The 16,063-nt window shown below is 70.8% G+C and carries 14 protein-coding genes; 7 read left to right on the top strand and 7 right to left on the bottom strand.

Annotated elements, in window-relative coordinates; genetic code table 11:
* Positions 1–21: 21 nt before the first annotated feature.
* Together ABIC70_RS25040 and ABIC70_RS25035 are read right to left on the bottom strand one after the other, a co-directional pair.
* Positions 22–1,608 (bottom strand): ABC transporter substrate-binding protein, encoded by a 1,587-nt coding sequence (locus tag ABIC70_RS25040; protein ID WP_354441713.1) that lies wholly within the window; start codon positions 1,606–1,608, stop codon positions 22–24.
* A 436-nt stretch (positions 1,609–2,044) separates the two neighbouring features.
* Positions 2,045–3,322, bottom strand: coding sequence for a polyhydroxyalkanoate depolymerase (locus ABIC70_RS25035; RefSeq protein WP_043350062.1), 1,278 nt, complete (start codon positions 3,320–3,322; stop codon positions 2,045–2,047).
* A 257-nt stretch (positions 3,323–3,579) separates the two neighbouring features.
* On the opposite strand from ABIC70_RS25035, the gene ABIC70_RS25030 reads away from it, so the two are divergent.
* From ABIC70_RS25030 to purQ, 5 genes are all read left to right on the top strand, one after another.
* Positions 3,580–4,965: an ActS/PrrB/RegB family redox-sensitive histidine kinase gene (locus tag ABIC70_RS25030; RefSeq protein WP_043350081.1), complete on the top strand. Its 1,386-nt coding sequence runs from the start codon at positions 3,580–3,582 to the stop codon at positions 4,963–4,965.
* A 46-nt stretch (positions 4,966–5,011) separates the two neighbouring features.
* The gene (locus ABIC70_RS25025) at positions 5,012–5,611 is read left to right on the top strand and encodes an ActR/PrrA/RegA family redox response regulator transcription factor (RefSeq protein ID WP_043350065.1); all 600 of its coding nucleotides are present in this window, start codon (positions 5,012–5,014) and stop codon (positions 5,609–5,611) included.
* Between the two features lie 104 nt (positions 5,612–5,715).
* Positions 5,716–5,949: a hypothetical protein gene (locus ABIC70_RS25020; RefSeq protein WP_043350069.1), complete on the top strand. Its 234-nt coding sequence runs from the start codon at positions 5,716–5,718 to the stop codon at positions 5,947–5,949.
* A gap of 178 nt (positions 5,950–6,127) precedes the next feature.
* Positions 6,128–6,367 (top strand): phosphoribosylformylglycinamidine synthase subunit PurS, encoded by a 240-nt coding sequence (gene purS, locus ABIC70_RS25015; protein WP_043350071.1) that lies wholly within the window; start codon positions 6,128–6,130, stop codon positions 6,365–6,367.
* Complete coding sequence (gene purQ, locus ABIC70_RS25010) at positions 6,367–7,047, top strand: phosphoribosylformylglycinamidine synthase subunit PurQ (RefSeq protein ID WP_043350073.1); 681 nt, start codon at positions 6,367–6,369, stop codon at positions 7,045–7,047. Before purS ends, purQ begins: the two co-directional genes overlap by 1 nt.
* A 475-nt stretch (positions 7,048–7,522) precedes the next feature.
* On the opposite strand, the gene ABIC70_RS25005 is transcribed toward purQ, so the two are convergent.
* The 5 genes from ABIC70_RS25005 to ABIC70_RS24985 all read right to left on the bottom strand — a co-directional run bounded on the left by ABIC70_RS25005 (position 7,523) and on the right by ABIC70_RS24985 (position 14,230).
* The gene (locus ABIC70_RS25005; protein WP_043350075.1) at positions 7,523–9,955 is read right to left on the bottom strand and encodes a penicillin-binding protein 1A; all 2,433 of its coding nucleotides are present in this window, start codon (positions 9,953–9,955) and stop codon (positions 7,523–7,525) included.
* Positions 9,956–10,125: 170 nt separating this feature from the next.
* Positions 10,126–11,385, bottom strand: a complete 1,260-nt coding sequence (locus ABIC70_RS25000) for an N-acetylmuramoyl-L-alanine amidase (RefSeq protein ID WP_043759637.1) — start codon at positions 11,383–11,385, stop codon at positions 10,126–10,128.
* A gap of 124 nt (positions 11,386–11,509) precedes the next feature.
* The gene (locus ABIC70_RS24995; protein ID WP_043384776.1) at positions 11,510–12,073 is read right to left on the bottom strand and encodes a phasin family protein; all 564 of its coding nucleotides are present in this window, start codon (positions 12,071–12,073) and stop codon (positions 11,510–11,512) included.
* A gap of 197 nt (positions 12,074–12,270) precedes the next feature.
* The gene (locus ABIC70_RS24990; protein ID WP_043357179.1) at positions 12,271–12,627 is read right to left on the bottom strand and encodes a phasin; all 357 of its coding nucleotides are present in this window, start codon (positions 12,625–12,627) and stop codon (positions 12,271–12,273) included.
* A 337-nt stretch (positions 12,628–12,964) separates the two neighbouring features.
* Positions 12,965–14,230, bottom strand: coding sequence for a glycosyltransferase (locus tag ABIC70_RS24985; protein WP_354441709.1), 1,266 nt, complete (start codon positions 14,228–14,230; stop codon positions 12,965–12,967).
* A gap of 124 nt (positions 14,231–14,354) precedes the next feature.
* Between ABIC70_RS24985 and ABIC70_RS24980 the strand changes: the two genes are divergently transcribed.
* A complete protein-coding gene (locus tag ABIC70_RS24980) occupies positions 14,355–15,620 on the top strand; it encodes a glycosyltransferase family 4 protein (protein ID WP_354441707.1) in 1,266 nt (421 codons plus the stop codon).
* Between the two features lie 249 nt (positions 15,621–15,869).
* Entirely contained in the window at positions 15,870–16,049 is a 180-nt protein-coding gene (locus ABIC70_RS24975) for a hypothetical protein (protein ID WP_043384781.1), read from the top strand.
* Positions 16,050–16,063 lie beyond the last annotated feature (14 nt).

Raw genomic sequence — 16,063 nt, 5'->3', positions numbered from 1 at the left:
GCATGATCACCACCCGCCCCATCACGCCTTCGACACGCCCCAGGTGAACGGGATCGGCCCCTTCACGATGCCCGAGACGTTCTTCCGCCACGCCTGGTAGCCGAGGAAGAACCCGGTCGGGACGTAGACCACGCCCTCGCAGGCGGCGGCGTTGACCTTGTCGATGGCGGCCTTCTCGGCGGCCGGGTCGGCGGCGTCGAACCATTCGGCGATGGCGGTCTCCACCGGCGGGATGTTCGGCCAGCCGAACCACGCCTTGTCGCCGCTCGCCCGCACCGCCGGGTAGCCCGCCGGGTTGATGCAGTCGGCGCCCGCATGCCACGTGTGGAACATGTTCCAGCCGCCCTGGGACGGAGGTGCCTTGGAGGCCCGGCGGGTGCCGGTGGTGCCCCAGTCGGTGGCGACGAAGTCGACGTTGAAGCCCATCTGCTTCAAGAGGTCGGCGGTGATGTCGCCCTGCGCCTTGGTGATTCCCTGGTCCTGCGCCACGATGCAGACCACCGGCTCGCCCTTGTAGCCGGCTTCCTTGAGCAGCTTCTGGCCGAGCTTGATGTCGCCCTTGCCGACGTTGCCGCCGCCCGCCTCGCTGTAGAGGGGCGTCCCCGGCGTGAAGAAACCCGGCAGCTTCTTCCACAGGCTGTCGTCGTCGCCGACGATCGCCCGCATGTAATCCTCCTGGCTCATCGCGGTCATGACCGCCTGCCGGATCTTCGGATTGTCGAAGGGCGGGTGCAGGTGGTTCATCCGGAACGAGCCGACATTGCCCAGCGGGTCGGCGATATCGACGTTGAGGTTGCTGTTCTTGCGCAGCAGCGGGACGAGGTCGGAGATCGGGTTCTCCCACCAGTCGACCTCGCCGTTCTGCAGGGCCGCCGAGGCGGTGGCGGCATCCGGCATGATCACCCACTCGACCCGGTCGACCAGCATGCGCTTGCCGCCCGCGAGCCAGGAATTCGGCTCGTCGCGGGGCTTGTAGTCGGTGAAGGTCTCGAACACCGCCCGGGCGCCTGGCACCCACTCGTTGCGGACGAACTTCATCGGGCCCGAGCCGACATATTCGGAGATCTGCGTGAACGGGTCGGTCTTGGCGATCCGCTCCGGCATCATCAGGGCCATCGGCGCGTTGGTCTTGCCGAGCGCGTAGAGCAGCTTCGGGAACGGCTTCTTCAGGCGCCAGTGGAAGGTCTTGTCGTCGGTCGCCGCGAGGTCGTCCTGGATTCCCCGGATCATCAGGCCGATCGGGTCCCGGGCCATCCAGCGGGTGAGGCTCGCCACCACGTCCTTGGCGAGAACCGGCTCGCCGTCATGCCACTTGAGGCCGGGGCGCAGCCGGAAGGTCCAGGTCAGCTTGTCGCCCGAGACCTCCTCGGACTCGACCATCTGGCGCTGCGGCTTCAGCTGCGCGTCGACGCCGTAGAGCATGTCCCAGACGAGGGTGCCGGCGTTGCGCACCACGTACTGGGTCCCCCAGATCGGGTCGAAATTGGCGAGGTTCGCCTGCGGCACGAAGCGCAGCACCTTCGCGCCCTGCGCCAGGGCCGGCCGCGCGATCTGCGGTGCCGCCAGCCCGAGCGCGGCCGAGCCCTTCAGGAACGTCCTGCGGTCCATCGTCTTCTCCCTGGCGGTGCGGGTCTCAGGCCCGAAGCGCCGGCCCACACCTTGCGGGCGAGTTTGAACAATTCTTAAGCAGGGGCGCAATGGCCCGGCGTGACAATGGAGCTCGGGCAAGCGCCCGCGCGACCACCGGTCTGGGGACGGAGTCGGGCTGGGCGCAGGCGGTGCTTGCGCGGGCGGTGCTTGCGCGGATCCAGGTCACGGGGCGCATCTCGCAAGCCCCGCGCCAGTCCGGCCATCACTGCGTTATGTATTCAGGATCGGCGGGGGATTTTTTCGCGCGCGGGCGCAGGGCGAGACTTCGCCGGAGCCGGTGCGGCCTCACTGCGCGGCGCGCAGCGGTCGGAGCCGTGTGAGCATCGTCGTCCGCAGGGGACGGGGCCCGTCGCGCCTGTCCCGGGCGCGGCGGGCGGAGGCTGGACGTAACGCCTCAGCCCACCTGCCGCAGGTGGCTGCCCCGCGTGCCGGGCACCGCCTGCATGGCGCGGATGAAGGCGGCGATGCGGGGGGCGATCACCGCCCGGTAGCGGGAGCCGTTGAACACGCCGTAATGGCCGACGCCGGCCTGGAGATGGTAGGCCTTGCGGGCGTCGGGCAGGTTCGGCGTGAGGTCCAGGGCCGCCTTGGTCTGGCCGACGCCGGAGATGTCGTCGTTCTCGCCCTCGACCGCGAGGATCGCGCAGCGGCGGATGGCTCCGAGATCGACCGGCGTGTCCCGGTGGCGCATCCGGCCCGTGGGCAGGGCGTGGTCGACGAACACGGTCTGCACGGTCTGGAGGTAGTACTCGGCCGTCAGGTCCATCACGGCGAGGTACTCGTCGTAGAATTCGCGGTGCTTCTCGGCCGAATCGCCGTCGCCCTTCACCAGGTGGTCGAACATGTCCGAATGGGCGGTGACGTGCCGGTCGAGGTTCATCGCCATGAAGCCCGACAGCTGCAGGAAGCCCGGATAGACCCGGCGCCACGCCCCCGGGTAGATCGGCGGCACGAGGCTGATCGTGTTCTGCTCGAACCACGCCTGGCCGCGCTCCTGCGCGAGGCAGTTCACCGCGGTGGGCGAGCGGCGGGTGTCGATCGGGCCACCCATCAGCGTCATGGAGGTCGGCACCGCCGGCTCGTCGGCCGCCTCCATCAGCGCCACCGCGGCGAAGACCGGCACCGCCGGCTGGCACACCGCCATGACGTGCAGGTCCGGCCCGAGGACGGCGAACATCTCCTGCAGGTAGTCGATGTAATCGTCGAGGTCGAACTGGCCCGCGAACAGCGGCACCATCCGGGCATCGGTCCAGTCGGTGACGAACACCCGGTGGTTCGGCAGCATCGCCTCGACGGTGCCGCGCAGGAGCGTGGCGTAATGGCCCGACATCGGCGCGACGATCAGCAGCTTGGGCTGCGCCTCGGCGGGGGGCGTCGGGAAGGCGCGGTCGAAGGCGATCAGGCGGCAGAACGGCCGCTCCCAGACCACCCGCTCGGTGACCGGGACCGGCGCGCCGTCGACGACCGTCTCGGTGAAGCCGAAGGCGGGCTTGCCGTACTGGCGGGTGACGCGCTCGAACATCTCGCAGCCGGCGCTCACCGCGCGGGCATAGGGGCCGTAGGCCAGGGGATTGCCCGGCAGCTGCAGCCCGTAGCGCGTCAGATCGGCGGCAACGCGGGCGGGCGCCATCAGGGCGCGGGCGCCCTCGTACATCGAATAGGCCAGCAGCATCGTCACCTCGCGGTCTCGGTCCGGCCGCCGGCATTGCGCCGCACGGCCCGTCCCCTGCAACCCGAATCGGTAGGATAATGCTCCACCCTGAACGCCGGTGGAACATCCCGGAGCCGCGGCGACTTGCCTGTGACCACGTTCACCAGCGACGACTTGTCCGGGTCGGCTTGCCGGGATCCCCGCCACCGCGTCATGCGGTGGGGATCCGCGAGAAGCCGGGCCGGTCGGGTCCGTCCGGCGACGCATCGAAACACAGCATGCCCGATACCGATCTCAGCGGCCTCGGCCGCGACGCCCGACACCTGCGGCTCGACACCTTCGTCCGCCTCCGCTGGCTCGCCGTCACGGGCCAGAGCGCTGCGGTGGTCGGGGCGCAGTTCGGCCTCGGCCTGCCGCTCCCCTTCGGCTGGTGCTTCCTGGTGATCGCCACCTCGTCCTGGCTGAACCTCGCCCTGCGGATCCGATTCCCCGCGAGCTACCGTCTCAGCGACGATTCGGCCGCGCTGCTGCTCGCCTTCGACATCGTGCAGCTCGCGGCTCTGCTGTTCCTCACCGGCGGCCTCCAGAATCCGTTCTCGCTGCTGTTCCTCGCCCCCGTGCTGATCTCCGCGACCGCCCTCCCGCCCGAGCGGACGCTGGCGCTGGGGCTCTTGGCGGTGGGGCTCGCGACCCTGCTCGCCCTGGTGCACCGGCCCCTGCCCTGGTTCGCCGACGGGCGGATCGAGCTGCCGTTCCTGTACGTCTCCGGCGTCTGGACCGCGATCCTGCTCGGCACCGCCTTCACGGGCGTCTACGCGTGGCGGGTGGCGGAGGAGACGCGGCTCCTCGCCCAGGCGCTCGCCGCCACCGAACTCGTGCTCGCCCGCGAGCAGCACCTGTCGCAGCTCGACGGGCTGGCGGCCGCCGCTGCCCATGAATTGGGCACGCCGCTGGGCACCATCATGGTGGTGACCAAGGAGCTGATCCGCCAGCTCGGCCCCACCGCCTCGCCGGCGGTGGCGGAGGATCTCAACCTTCTGCGCGAGCAGGTCGACCGCTGCCGCGGCATCCTCGGCAAGCTGACCTCCCTCGACGGGGACGGGGTCGGCTTCCTGGAGACGGTCACGTTCAGCCACCTCGTGGAGGAGCTGGTGGCGCCCCAGCGGGCGCTGGGCGCCGCCCTCGACGTCACCAGCGCCGGCGACGGCCCGGAGCCGGCCTGCCGCCGCAACCCGGGCGTCATGTTCGGCCTCGCCAACATCCTCGACAACGCCGTGGACTTCGCCGAGGCCCGCGTCTCCGTCGAGGGGCGCTGGACGCCGGACCGGGTCTGGATCGAGATCCGCGACGACGGGCCGGGCTTCTCCAGCGAGGTGCTGCTGCGGGCCGGCGAGCCCTACGTCACGACCCGCAGCCACGACCGGCCGCAATCCGGCGAGACCGTGGGGGCCGGGCTCGGCCTGGGCCTGTTCATCGCCAAGACCCTGATCGAGCGCTCGGGGGCGCAGCTCGCCCTGATGAACGTCGCCGCGCCGGACGCCCATGGGGCGATCGTGCGGGTCTCCTGGGCCCGCCACATCTTCGAGCGGGGGGCGGCGCCGCGACATTCTCCGGAACTCAGTATCCGCGCCCCCCTGCCACCGCGCGATGCCGTACCTATATGAGGCACAGACCAAGAACCCGACGACGAAAACCCAAAAGGAGTGTCGGATGCTCACGCAGCCCGGGACTGTGGCGGCGACCAACCCCGCCGTGATCGACGATGCCGATCCGCTGGCCGCCTTCTCCGACCGCAGCCTGTTGATCGTTGACGACGACAAGCCCTTCCAGACCCGCCTCGCCCGCGCCATGGAGAGCCGCGGCTACCACGTGCAGGTGGCCGACAGCGTCGCGGACGGCGTCTCGGCCGTCGAGGCGCGCGCCCCCGCCTTCGCGGTGATCGACATGCGCCTGGGCGACGGCAACGGCCTGGACGTGATCGCCCGCCTCAAGGAGCGCCGTCCCGAGGCCCGGGGCGTGATCCTGACCGGCTACGGCAACATCGCCACGGCGGTGACCGCGGTAAAGCTCGGCGCCTTCGACTACCTCGCCAAGCCCGCCGATGCCGACGAGATCCACGGCACGCTGATGGCGCAGCCGGGCGAGCGGGCCGACCCGCCGGAGAACCCGATGTCGGCGGACCGGGTCCGCTGGGAGCACATCCAGCGCGTCTACGAGCTGTGCAGCCGCAACGTGAGCGAGACCGCCCGGCGCCTCAACATGCACCGGCGGACCCTGCAGCGGATCCTGGCCAAGCGCGCGCCGCGCTGACGCGGGATCCGTCCCGTCGGTTGCATCACGCGGCCGCTCCGGGCTAGCTGCGCGCGTCCCGGACGGCGCGTCCGGGACGCGAAATCGATTCGAGGGCGGATCTCGTGAACGGGCGCAACGCCATCACCATCATCAGCATGATGGTCCTCGTCGGCACCGAGGTGTTCGCCGTGGCCATCGCGGCGGGCTGGGCCATCGCGGGCATCTTCGATCTCGGCGAGCGGGTGGGACACGTCCTGATGGGCGTGTTCAGCCTGTTCGCGGCCTGGGTCATGCTCCAGCTCTGGCGCCGGGCCACCAGCATCGAGCCGCTGCGGAGCCCGGCCACGCATCGCTGAGCGAGTGCGCCTGCTCTAGAAATATTCGTCAAGTTGCACCGAATACCGGAATTATCCCCATGCGTGCGGGGTGTTCGACAGTTCGGCGGCCTTCCTGCTAGAAGCGGTCCGCGGCGGTCTGTGTGACGATGTCGCAGGTCACACTCCCGTCCCGGACACGCGTGAGACCCGAAGATCCATGAAAGCCCGTATCATCGTCACCCTGAAGACCGGTGTGCTGGACCCGCAGGGTAAGGCGATCGAGGCCGCACTCAGATCCCTCGGCATCGAGGGCGTCGACGGCGTCCGGCAGGGCAAGGTCTTCGACATCGAGGTCTCGGCGGTCGACAGCGCCGCCGCAGAGGCGACGTTGCGCACGGCCTGCGAGAAGCTCCTGGCCAACACCGTCGTCGAGAATTACGCGATCGAGATCCTCTGATGCACGCCGCGGTCGTCGTCTTCCCGGGTTCCAACCGCGAATCGGACGTCGTCCGGGCCCTGCGGCGATCCGGCGCGCAGGTGAGCCTCGTCTGGCACGCGGACCACGAACTGCCCGCCGGCACCGACCTCGCCGTCCTGCCCGGCGGCTTCTCGTACGGCGACTACCTGCGCTGCGGCGCCATCGCCGGCCGGGCCGCCGCCATGGATGCGGTGCGGGCCCACGCGGCGCGCGGCGGGCTCGTGCTCGGCATCTGCAACGGCTTCCAGATCCTGTGCGAATCCGGCCTTCTGCCCGGCGTGCTGATGCGCAACGTCGACCGGCGTTTCATCTGCCACCGCCAGACGCTCCGGGTCGAGCGCACCGACACCCGCTTCACCAGCGCCTACGCCCCGGGTCAGGTCATCGACGTCTGCGTCGCCCACGGGGAAGGCAATTACTTCGCCGATCCTGAGACCCTGGCGCGGATCGAAGGCGAGGGCCGGGTCGCCTTCCGGTACTGCGACGCCACCGGCGCCATCACCGTGGAGGCCAACCGCAACGGCTCCCTCAACGCCATCGCGGGCGTCCTGTCGGAGACCGGGAACGTGCTCGGGATGATGCCGCACCCGGAGAACTTCGTCGAAGACCTGATCGGCGGAACCGACGGGCGCGGCCTGTTCGACAGTCTGGCGGCCTGAGGTCACCGGCCGAAGATTTGTCTTAACTACCGATTAAGGTTTCCGGGGCATAAAGAGGCATCCAGTGATCTGGATGTCGAGTTGGACATGTTCGTCCGCTCTGTTTTGATGCCTCCCTGATGACTCTTCGAGCCGCTCCATCCGGGGCGGCTTTTTTCTGCGCGGATGCCGGTGCGCGGATCGCGCGAGCCACGTCTTCCGGACCGCGCAGGGCCGCTGCCGCGCCCCGGAACGACGGCACGGACCCTGAATCGTCCAGGGCAGGCACCCTGATCCCACGCGGGAGGGGGACAGGATGAGGCCGGATCCGTGACCCTCGTCGAGGCCATACCGCGGCTTCAGAACGCCGCTCCGGCGTCGGCGCTGCGCCCGCTCGGGATCCGCAACAGAAAGCCCAGGCCGGGCGGACCCGACCAGGGCAGACTCGACTCGGGCAGACCCAACTTGAGCGGAGCGCGAGCCGGGACCGGTCGCCTCAGTACAATCCGCCGGCCTGCGCGGCCCGGTCGGGATCGGCCGGGACCGCCGCGGGGGCGGCCGCCTGGCCGCCGCCCGAGGACGACGGCGCCACGTAGGAATCCGCCGGTGCTGTACCGGGCTTGAACGCCTCCAGGATGGTCCCGGCGCCCTCGCCGGACCCCGCACGGGTGCCGCTGGCGAGATTGATGCGGATCAGCTTGATCCCCGGGGGCACGCGGAACGGCGTCGGCGGCTTGTCCTTGAGGGCGGTCTTGAGGAACTCCAGGGCGATCGGCGCCGCCAGCCCGCCGCCGGTGGCGCGGTCGCCGAGCGAGCGCGGCTTGTCGAAGCCGATATAGATGCCGACCGCCAGATCCGGCGAGAAGCCCACGAACCACGCGTCCTTGGCGTCGTTGGTGGTGCCGGTCTTGCCGGCGAGCGGCTTGCCGATCTGCTTCAGGATCGTCGCGGTCCCGCGCTGGACCACGCCCTCCATGATCGAGACCATCTGGTAGGCGGTCAGCGGGTCGAGCACCTGCTCGGAATCGTCCACCAGCTTCGGCTCGTCCTGGCCGGACCACTTCTCGGCGTCGCAGCCGATGCATTTGCGGTTGTCGTGACGATAGATGGTCTCGCCGATACGGTCCTGGATCCGGTCGATCAGGGTCGGCCGGATGCGCCGGCCGCCATTGGCCAGCATCGAGTAGGCGGTGACCATGCGCATCACCGTCGTCTCGCCCGCGCCCAGCGACATCGGAAGAACCGGCAGCATGTCGTCGTAGACGCCGAAGCGGCGGGCGTACTCGGCGATGAGCGGCATGCCGACATCCTTGGCGAGCCGCACCGTCATCAGGTTCTTCGAGTGCTCGATGCCGTAGCGCAGGGTGTGGGGGCCGCCGGACTTGCCGTCGTAGTTCGAGGGCGTCCAGGCCTCCTGGCCGGGGCCGGCCTCGATGGTGATCGGGGTGTCCTGGATGATCGAGGCGGGCGTGTAGCCGTTATCCAGCGCCGCCGAGTAGACGATCGGCTTGAACGAGGAGCCGGGCTGGCGCATCGCCTGGGTGGCGCGGTTGAACTCGGATTCGTCGTACGAGAAGCCGCCGACCATCGCGTGCACCCGGCCCGTATTCGGGTCCATGGCCACGATGGCGCCGGAGACCTCGGGCTTCTGGCGCAGGCGGAACTGGCCGCGGCCGCCATCCATCGCCTCGACATAGACCATGTCGCCGGGCTGGAGATTGGCGCGGCCGGCCCAGCGCATGCCCTCGGGCGTGATCACGCCGGTCTCGCGGTCCTTGACCACCTGGCCGGAGGCCTCGCGCTTGGGCTGCAGGCCGATCTGCACGCCGCCGCCGCCATTGCCCAGCACCACGGCGAGGCGCCACGGTGCCACGTCGCCCAGCGCCGGAACCTCGGCCGCCGCCATGCCCCAGTCGCGCCCGGTCAGGTCGACCTTGGTGACCGGCCCGCGCCAGCCATGGGCCTGGTCGTAGCGCACGAGGCCGTCGACCAGCGCCTTGCGGGCCCAGCCCTGCATCTTCGGATCGAGGGTCGTGCGCACCGAGAGGCCGCCCTCGTAGAGCTTCTTCTCGCCGTAGCGCTCGGAGATCTCGCGGCGGACCTCCTCGGTGAAGTAGTTGGCGTTGGCGGCGTTCGGGAAGGCGACGCGCGGGTTGACGCCGAGCGGCATCTTCTTGGCGGAATCCGCCTCCTCCTTGGTGATGTAGCCGTTCTCCGCCATCAGGCGGATGATCTCGTTGCGGCGGTCCAGCGCCGCCTGGGTCTTGCGGTAGGGGTGATAGTTGTTCGGCCCCTTCGGCAGGGCGGCGAGGTAGGCCGCCTCGTTGATGGTCAGCTCGTGGACCGATTTTCCGAAGTAATCCAACGCCGCTGCCGCCACGCCGTGGAGGTTGCGGCCCGGCACGATCGTGCCGAGGAAGATCTCGTTGAGGTACAGCTCGAGGATCTTGTCCTTCGAGTAGGCCGCCTCGATCCGGAGGGCCAGCAGCGCCTCCTTGATCTTGCGGTCGTAGGTCTGCTCGGAGGAGAGCAGGAAGTTCTTGGCGACCTGCTGGGTGATGGTCGAGGCGCCCTGCCGCTTGCCCGACTTGGCGTTGGTCAGGAAGGCGCGCACGATCCCCTCGGGGTCGATGCCGCCGTGCTTGTAGAAATTCTTGTCCTCGGCCGACAGGAAGGCCGCGACGACGATCTTGGGCATCGCCTGGATCGGCAGGTACAGCCGGCGCTCGCGGGCATATTCGGCGAGCAGCGAACCGTCCGCCGCGTGGACGCGGGTCATCACCGGCGGCTCGTAATTGGCGAGCGCCGCGTGGTCGGGCAGGTCCTGGCTGTACTTCCAGTAGAAGTACCCGCCCACCGCCGCGCCGACCACGAACAGCACCGCGCCAGCGCTGAACAGGATCCCGAAGAAACGAAGGATCAGACGCATCCGGTGTTCCGCTCGTCGCTGGCCCGGCCGAATGCCGGAATCGGCTCATCCGGCGCGTGCGTCCGCTCTCGATGCGGTCAGCCCCCGGATGCTCCCGTCAGGCCCCTTCGGAATGCCGGTTTCGACGGCGGTGCGACGGGGCGTTCGGACGTCCCGTATCGACACGCATTCTATGGTGAAACTGGGGCGACAGCGGCCGAGCGGCGCATGACCGTCGGACGTCCCAGGGTGGCGCGGTTGGTGAAGAACAGATCGATCGCCTTGGCCATGGAGCCGGTGACGCCCGCCCGCCACTCCGGCGATTGCAGCATCTCCAGGTCGCGCTTGCTGGAGAGATAGCCCAGCTCCACCAGCACGCTCGGCACGTCGGGGGAGCGCAGCACCACGAAGCGCGCCTCGCGGTGGGGCTTGGCGCTCATCTCGATCACGGGGGCGAGCTGGCCCATCAGCGTGCGGGCGAAGCCCGACGAGAAGCCGCGGGTCTCGCGCAGGGTCAGCTCCTGCAGGATGTCGGCGATGTCCGGCGGCGCCTCGGCGGCGTCGGCGCCCGCGGCGGCGTCGGCCCGGTTCTCGCGCTCCGCGAGCTTGGCGGATTCGGCGTCCGTGGCCTTCTCGGCATTGGTGTAGATCGTCGCGCCCCGCACCTGGGGGGCCGCCGAGATCGAATCCGCGTGGATCGACACGAACAGGTCGGCCTTGGCCTCGCGGGCGAGGCGCACCCGGTCGGCGAGGGGCACGAACACGTCCCGGTCGCGGGTCATCCGGACCCGGTAGCGCCCGGCCGCCTCCAGCTTCTCCACCAGCGCCTGGGCGAAGCCGAACACGATATCCTTCTCGAACACGCCGCCCACCGCGATGGCGCCGGGATCGGTGCCGCCGTGGCCGGCATCGACCATGATCAGCGGGCGCTGGTCGGTCGGTTCCGGCGGGGCGCTGCGGGCCTGGGCGGGGGCGGGATCCGCGGCGGCCGCCGCCTTGCGGAAGGCGTCGCGGTCGGCGCGCTGGAGCGGGATCGTGAGCAGCACCGCGCCGTCGCGGGCCCGCGTCACCGACTCGATCCTGCCGACGGTGGCGGGGGCGGTGAGGTCGATCACGATGCGGGAGCGGCCTGGGGCGAACAGGCCGTAGCGGAAGGATTGGACGAGCCCGTCGCGGCGGCTGCCGGTCCCGGATTCCAGCTGGAAGTTGACCTCGGGCAGGTCGATCACCGCCCGGTCCGGCCGCTCCATCACGAAGCCGCGGGCCTCGACGGCCCGGGACAGGGTCAGGGTCAGGCGCGTGCCGCCGGCCTGGCTCGCGAGGTCGGCCCCGATGGCGACGGCGGGCTTCTCGCCGTTCTGCGCGGCAACCGGCGCTCCCGCCAGGGCCGGCAGAAGCGCCACGGCCAGGCGAAGCCATGCGGTACGGATCAGGCGCGCGCAGTTCGGCATCGGTCCGGTGTCGTTTCCCGTGCCCTCCGTTACGGCATGGGACCGACTTGGTTAACGGACGGTTGCCGCCGCCGGTTCGATCCGGGCGCCCGTGTTGCCGGGATGCGACAAGTCCCGCGCCGCTTCAGCGGTACGCGACCACGCGGCTCGTCTGACCGATGACCGTGACCCAGCAGGTCAGGGACGCGTCGGCGGCCCGCTGGACCTCGCCGACCTGCAGGCGAATCACCTCGGCCGGCGACCGGGCGCCCGAGAGCGCCCTCAGATGCGCCAGGGCCGCCTCGCCCTCGCCGCGCACGTAGCGGGCGATGGTCGAGCCGATCTCGACGACATCGAAGCGGTCGGGGGTGAAGACGATCCGGTCTGGGACGTCGACGGCGTCCGGCATCGGCGGGACGGCGATATCCGCCGCGGCACCGGCTTCGGGGACCGCCTGCGCGGCCGTCTCGGTCGGCCCATCGGCCGGCACCTCAGAGGCGGTCTCGGGCAGGACCGGGGTGGTCGCCGCGGGCGCCGCCTGGGCCGGCTCGGCCTGCGGCTCGTGGGTCTCGACGGAAACGTCGCTCGCCGGCGCGGGTGCGTCCTCGGCGATCGGCGCAGGGCGGGTCTCGGCCGGGGCCGGCGCCTTCCGGAGCGGTTGGGGTGATCCGGCGGGGCGGCCTCCCCTCGGTCGACGCGGCTTTCCCATCGCGCGATCTCCTCCTGTCGGCGTCAGGCCGTCCTGACGGAGCGGCGGCCGGAGGGTCATGCGCAGCCGGCTCGCCCGCGGTGTCGGCCTCGGACCCGTGACGCCCGGGTGTCAGAGCCTCGGATCCGGTCGGCGCCGCGCGCCCTCCGGATCCCGTATCGTGTCCCCGATCGAGGATCGGGGACGGCGCGCCGGCCTCAGCGGGCGGCGGCGTTCTGGGCGAGGGCGCCGTAATCCTTGGCCTGGGCCTGGAGCGCGGCGAACTGGCTGCGGACGAACTCGGACTGGAGCTCGAACGCCTCGCGGAGATCCTTCGTGCGCACCAGCTTCTGAGCGAAGTCGAAGGTCGCGTTGGCGTTGGCCTGCGCGTGATCAAACCCCTTCGCGACCGCGGCGGTCAGGGTCGACTGGAAGGTCTGACCCGAGGTCTGGACCTGCTCGGCGACCTTCACGGCGTTCGTCATCATGGTGCCGACAGCGGTCCGAGCCTGATCGACGCTCTTCTCGGCGAAGTCGCGCATCTCGGTCGGGATCTCGAAGTTCGGGGTCTGCATCGATGTCTCCAGCAACATTCATGGAGCGGGACGCCGGATGCGTCCGCGTTGACGCGCTTCTATATGTTGCACCGCAACAAGAAGTCAAGTGCATGCTTCGGGGGCCATGCAGGACCCGGAAGCCCGATAAAATGCAGATCCGATGATCTCGCACAGTCATCGCATCGCGGCTGCAGCCCCGATAGCAGATTGCGTGCAAGCTGCGCCATTTATCCGATCGGCCAAGATTGCCGATCCCGGCAAGAGGCCGCTTCGCAAAAAACGATCTGCCTGTCCAGAGGGGCACGAACGGATCGTGAATGCTTGTGGTATACCAGACGGGCCGGGCCGCCTCGGATCATCGCGGCTGGGCCAGCGAATCCGGATGCTGCATCGCACCAGCCGCGGCTCCGGACAGACGGGCGTAGAGCCCCCGGAGCGCCGCCGCATGGGCGTCCAGGCCCATCGGCGCGGTGCGGAAGAGCCTGCGGGCCTCCGCCCCGAGCGACGCCGCCAGGGCGTCGTCCCGGAGCGCCGTGAAGGCCTCGGCGAGGGGCCCGACCTCCGGTGCGAGCACGAATCCGGTCCGGCCGTGCCGGACCTTCTCGGCGGCGCCGGAGCGGTCGGAGGCCACGACCGGGATGCCGGCCGCCAGCGCCTCGTAGACGGTGAGCGGGCCGGTCTCGTACCAGCGCGACGGCGCCGCCAGCGCCCGGGCGCGGGTCCGGAGCGTAGCCCAGACCGCCTCGGGCCTCTGCCATCCGATCACCTCCACGCCGTCCCGGGCACGCAGCTCCGCCTCCAGGGGGCCGGCGCCGATGAACAGGGCCGGAAGTCCGGCCCTCCGCGCGGCGTCGGCCACGAGGTCGGCGCCCTTCTCGCGGGTCAGGCGCCCCACATAGGCGATCGCGTCGCCGCGGGCGGGCGCGGCCGCGGGCCCCTCCGGAAGCCGGACGGGGTTGTCGATCCGATGATGCGTGAGGGCGTAGCCGCCGAGCAGAGCGCCCAGCCGCTGCCGGCTGGCGTCGCAGACATGGACGACGTGCAGCGGATGGCGCCGGCTGGCCCGACCGACGACCTGCCGCAGCGCCGCCGCACGGGCGACCCGCACGAGCTTGTGCCCCCGGCTGCGGGGATCGCAGGGCGCCGCGAGGCAGGCGGCCGACAGGGGGGCGAGCCCGCAGGGCTCGGCCCGGTCGAAGCGGTAATAGACGCCGTTCGGGCAGGCCAGGGCGTAGTCGTGCAGCGTGACGACCAGCGGCACCCCGGTCTTCGACAGGACCGGAACGATCGCCGGCGACAGGGTCCGGGTCCATTGGTGCAGGTGGATACAGTCCGGCGGCGCGGCGAGGCCCGCGAGGGCCGCGGCGAGGCGGCGGGCGGCGGAGGCGTGCCAGATCCCGGCGGCGGCCGCCCGCGCGGCACCGAGCGACCAGATGTCGGGCAGGCCGAGATCGATCCGCTGGATCCCGGCATGGTCGAGGAGCGGATCGACGGCCCCCGAGATCGCCTGGATGTAGGTGACGGCGAGACCGGCCTCGGCGAGCCCGCGGGCCGATTCCAGCGCCACCTTCTCGGCCCCGCCGCTGGCGGCCGCGAACTCGGCCAGGATCACGACATGCACGGTGTCCCTCCCGGGGATCGCGTCGGTCTCGGGAGCCGGGAGGATGAAGGAGAGCGGTTTACGGGGGATCAACCGCGACCGGATACAGATCTCTGCCCGGGATCAGAGCGGCGGAATTCCTGACGTGCACGTCGTCCTCGTCGCAGACCACGCCGCGATCAACGGCGGCCAGGCCAAGGTCGCGATCGAATCCGCCCTGGGGCTCGCCGCCCGGGGGATCCGCGTCAGCCTGTTCGCCGCGGTCGGCCCGGTGGACCCCCGGCTGGAGCCCGCCGGCATCCGGGTGGTCTGCCTGGAGCAGGACGACGTCACCACGGCGCGCAGCAAACTGGCCTTCGCCGCCCAGGCGATCTGGAACGGCGCGGCGCGCCGCGCCCTCGCGCGGGAACTCGCCGCCTGCGACCCCCGGGACACCCTCGTCCACGTCCACGCCTTCGCCAAGGCGCTGTCGCCGTCGATCGGCCCGGCGATCCGGGCCTCCGGGCTGCCGTGCCTCTACACGATGCACGAGTTCTTCCTCGTCTGCCCCACCGGCGGCTTCTACGCCTATCCGGAGCAGCGGATCTGCCATCGGACCCCGATGTCGGCCGCCTGCATCGCGGCGCATTGCGACGCACGCAGCTACCCGCGTAAGGTGGCCCGGATGGTCCGCCATGCCGGCCTCGCCCACGTGGCCCGGCTGCCGGATCTGTTCGCCCACGTCGTCACGATCAGCGATCTGCAGGAAAGCGTCGTCCGGCCGCTGATGCCCCCCGGCACCATGTTCCACCGGGTCGACAACCCGATCGCGGTGGTGCAGGCGCCCCTGCGGGAGGGCGCGCCGGGCGACTTCCTGTTCGTCGGGCGGATCTCCACCGAGAAGGGCGCGCCGATCTTCGCGGACGCGGCCAAGCGCGCGGGGGTGCGGGCGGTCTTCGTCGGCGACGGCCCCCAGCGGGCCGATCTCGCGGCGCGCCATCCCGAGGCCGTCATGCTCGGCTGGCGCGACGCCGCCGGCGTACAGGCGCTGATGCGCCAAGCCCGGGCGCTGGTCTTCCCGAGCGTCTGGTACGAGGGCCAGCCGCTCACCGTCTACGAGGCCCTGGCCTGCGGGGCGCCGGTGATCGTCAGCGATGCCTGCGCGGGGCGGGAGGCGGTGATCGATGGCGAGACCGGGTTCTGGTTCCGCTCCGGCGATCCGGAGGCGCTCGCCGCCCATCTGCGCCGCCTGACCGACGACGGCCTCGCCGCCCGGATGGGCCGGGCCGCCCACGACCGCTACTGGACGGCGCCCCTGAGCCTCGACGCCCATATCGACCGCCTCGAGGGCGTCTACGAGACGGTGATGCGCGGGGCCACCGCCCGCAGGAGGGGCCTGAGCCCGGTCGATCGGCCGCTCGCGACCGCCTGACCCTGCCGCCGGTTCGGCCGTCCGTGCGCGGGACGCGGAGCCAGCCCGTCGGCGCCGCGCCGCCCGTCGCGCTGCCCGTCGCGCTGCCGCGGATCCCGACGCCGCGCGGGTGACGCCGGCGAGGCCATGGACCGGACGCTTCGACCGGAAAGCCCATGCGGCCGCCGGAAAGATCGGAAACACCCGCCGTCCCTCGCGTTGATGCCCACCAGCACCCTTGCGTGCCTCCGTCACGGACGAGCGAGCGACATGGCCGAGACCCACAACAAGCCGAACGAAGCCAAGCCGGGCTTCCAGCAGGGCAGCGCCAAGCCGGGCGACGCCAAGAACCCCGACAACAAGCAGGAGAAGCTGAACGAGCGCCTGGACGAGGCCCTGGAGGAGACCTTCCCGTCGAGCGATCCGGTGTCGGTGAAGATCACCAAATAGGCCCCGGGCCTGCA

The sequence above is a fragment of the Methylobacterium sp. 1973 genome, assembly GCF_040545035.1.
GTDB classification, from domain to species: domain Bacteria; phylum Pseudomonadota; class Alphaproteobacteria; order Rhizobiales; family Beijerinckiaceae; genus Methylobacterium; species Methylobacterium fujisawaense.
This window is presented reverse-complemented; position numbering and strand designations above follow the sequence as displayed.

Excerpts from the sequence above, each read along its gene's own strand:
- ABIC70_RS24995 (WP_043384776.1), bottom strand. The coding sequence starts at position 12,073 with ATGGGAAAGCCGCGTCGACCGAGGGGAGGCCGCCCCGCCGGATCACCC.
- ABIC70_RS25040 (WP_354441713.1), bottom strand. The coding sequence starts at position 1,608 with ATGGACCGCAGGACGTTCCTGAAGGGCTCGGCCGCGCTCGGGCTGGCG.
- ABIC70_RS25025 (WP_043350065.1), top strand. The coding sequence starts at position 5,012 with ATGCTCACGCAGCCCGGGACTGTGGCGGCGACCAACCCCGCCGTGATC.
- purQ (WP_043350073.1), top strand. The coding sequence starts at position 6,367 with ATGCACGCCGCGGTCGTCGTCTTCCCGGGTTCCAACCGCGAATCGGAC.
- ABIC70_RS24990 (WP_043357179.1), bottom strand. The coding sequence starts at position 12,627 with ATGCAGACCCCGAACTTCGAGATCCCGACCGAGATGCGCGACTTCGCC.
- ABIC70_RS25030 (WP_043350081.1), top strand. The coding sequence starts at position 3,580 with ATGCCCGATACCGATCTCAGCGGCCTCGGCCGCGACGCCCGACACCTG.
- ABIC70_RS25000 (WP_043759637.1), bottom strand. The coding sequence starts at position 11,385 with ATGCCGAACTGCGCGCGCCTGATCCGTACCGCATGGCTTCGCCTGGCC.
- ABIC70_RS24975 (WP_043384781.1), top strand. The coding sequence starts at position 15,870 with ATGGCCGAGACCCACAACAAGCCGAACGAAGCCAAGCCGGGCTTCCAG.
- purS (WP_043350071.1), top strand. The coding sequence starts at position 6,128 with ATGAAAGCCCGTATCATCGTCACCCTGAAGACCGGTGTGCTGGACCCG.
- ABIC70_RS25005 (WP_043350075.1), bottom strand. The coding sequence starts at position 9,955 with ATGCGTCTGATCCTTCGTTTCTTCGGGATCCTGTTCAGCGCTGGCGCG.
- ABIC70_RS25035 (WP_043350062.1), bottom strand. The coding sequence starts at position 3,322 with ATGCTGCTGGCCTATTCGATGTACGAGGGCGCCCGCGCCCTGATGGCG.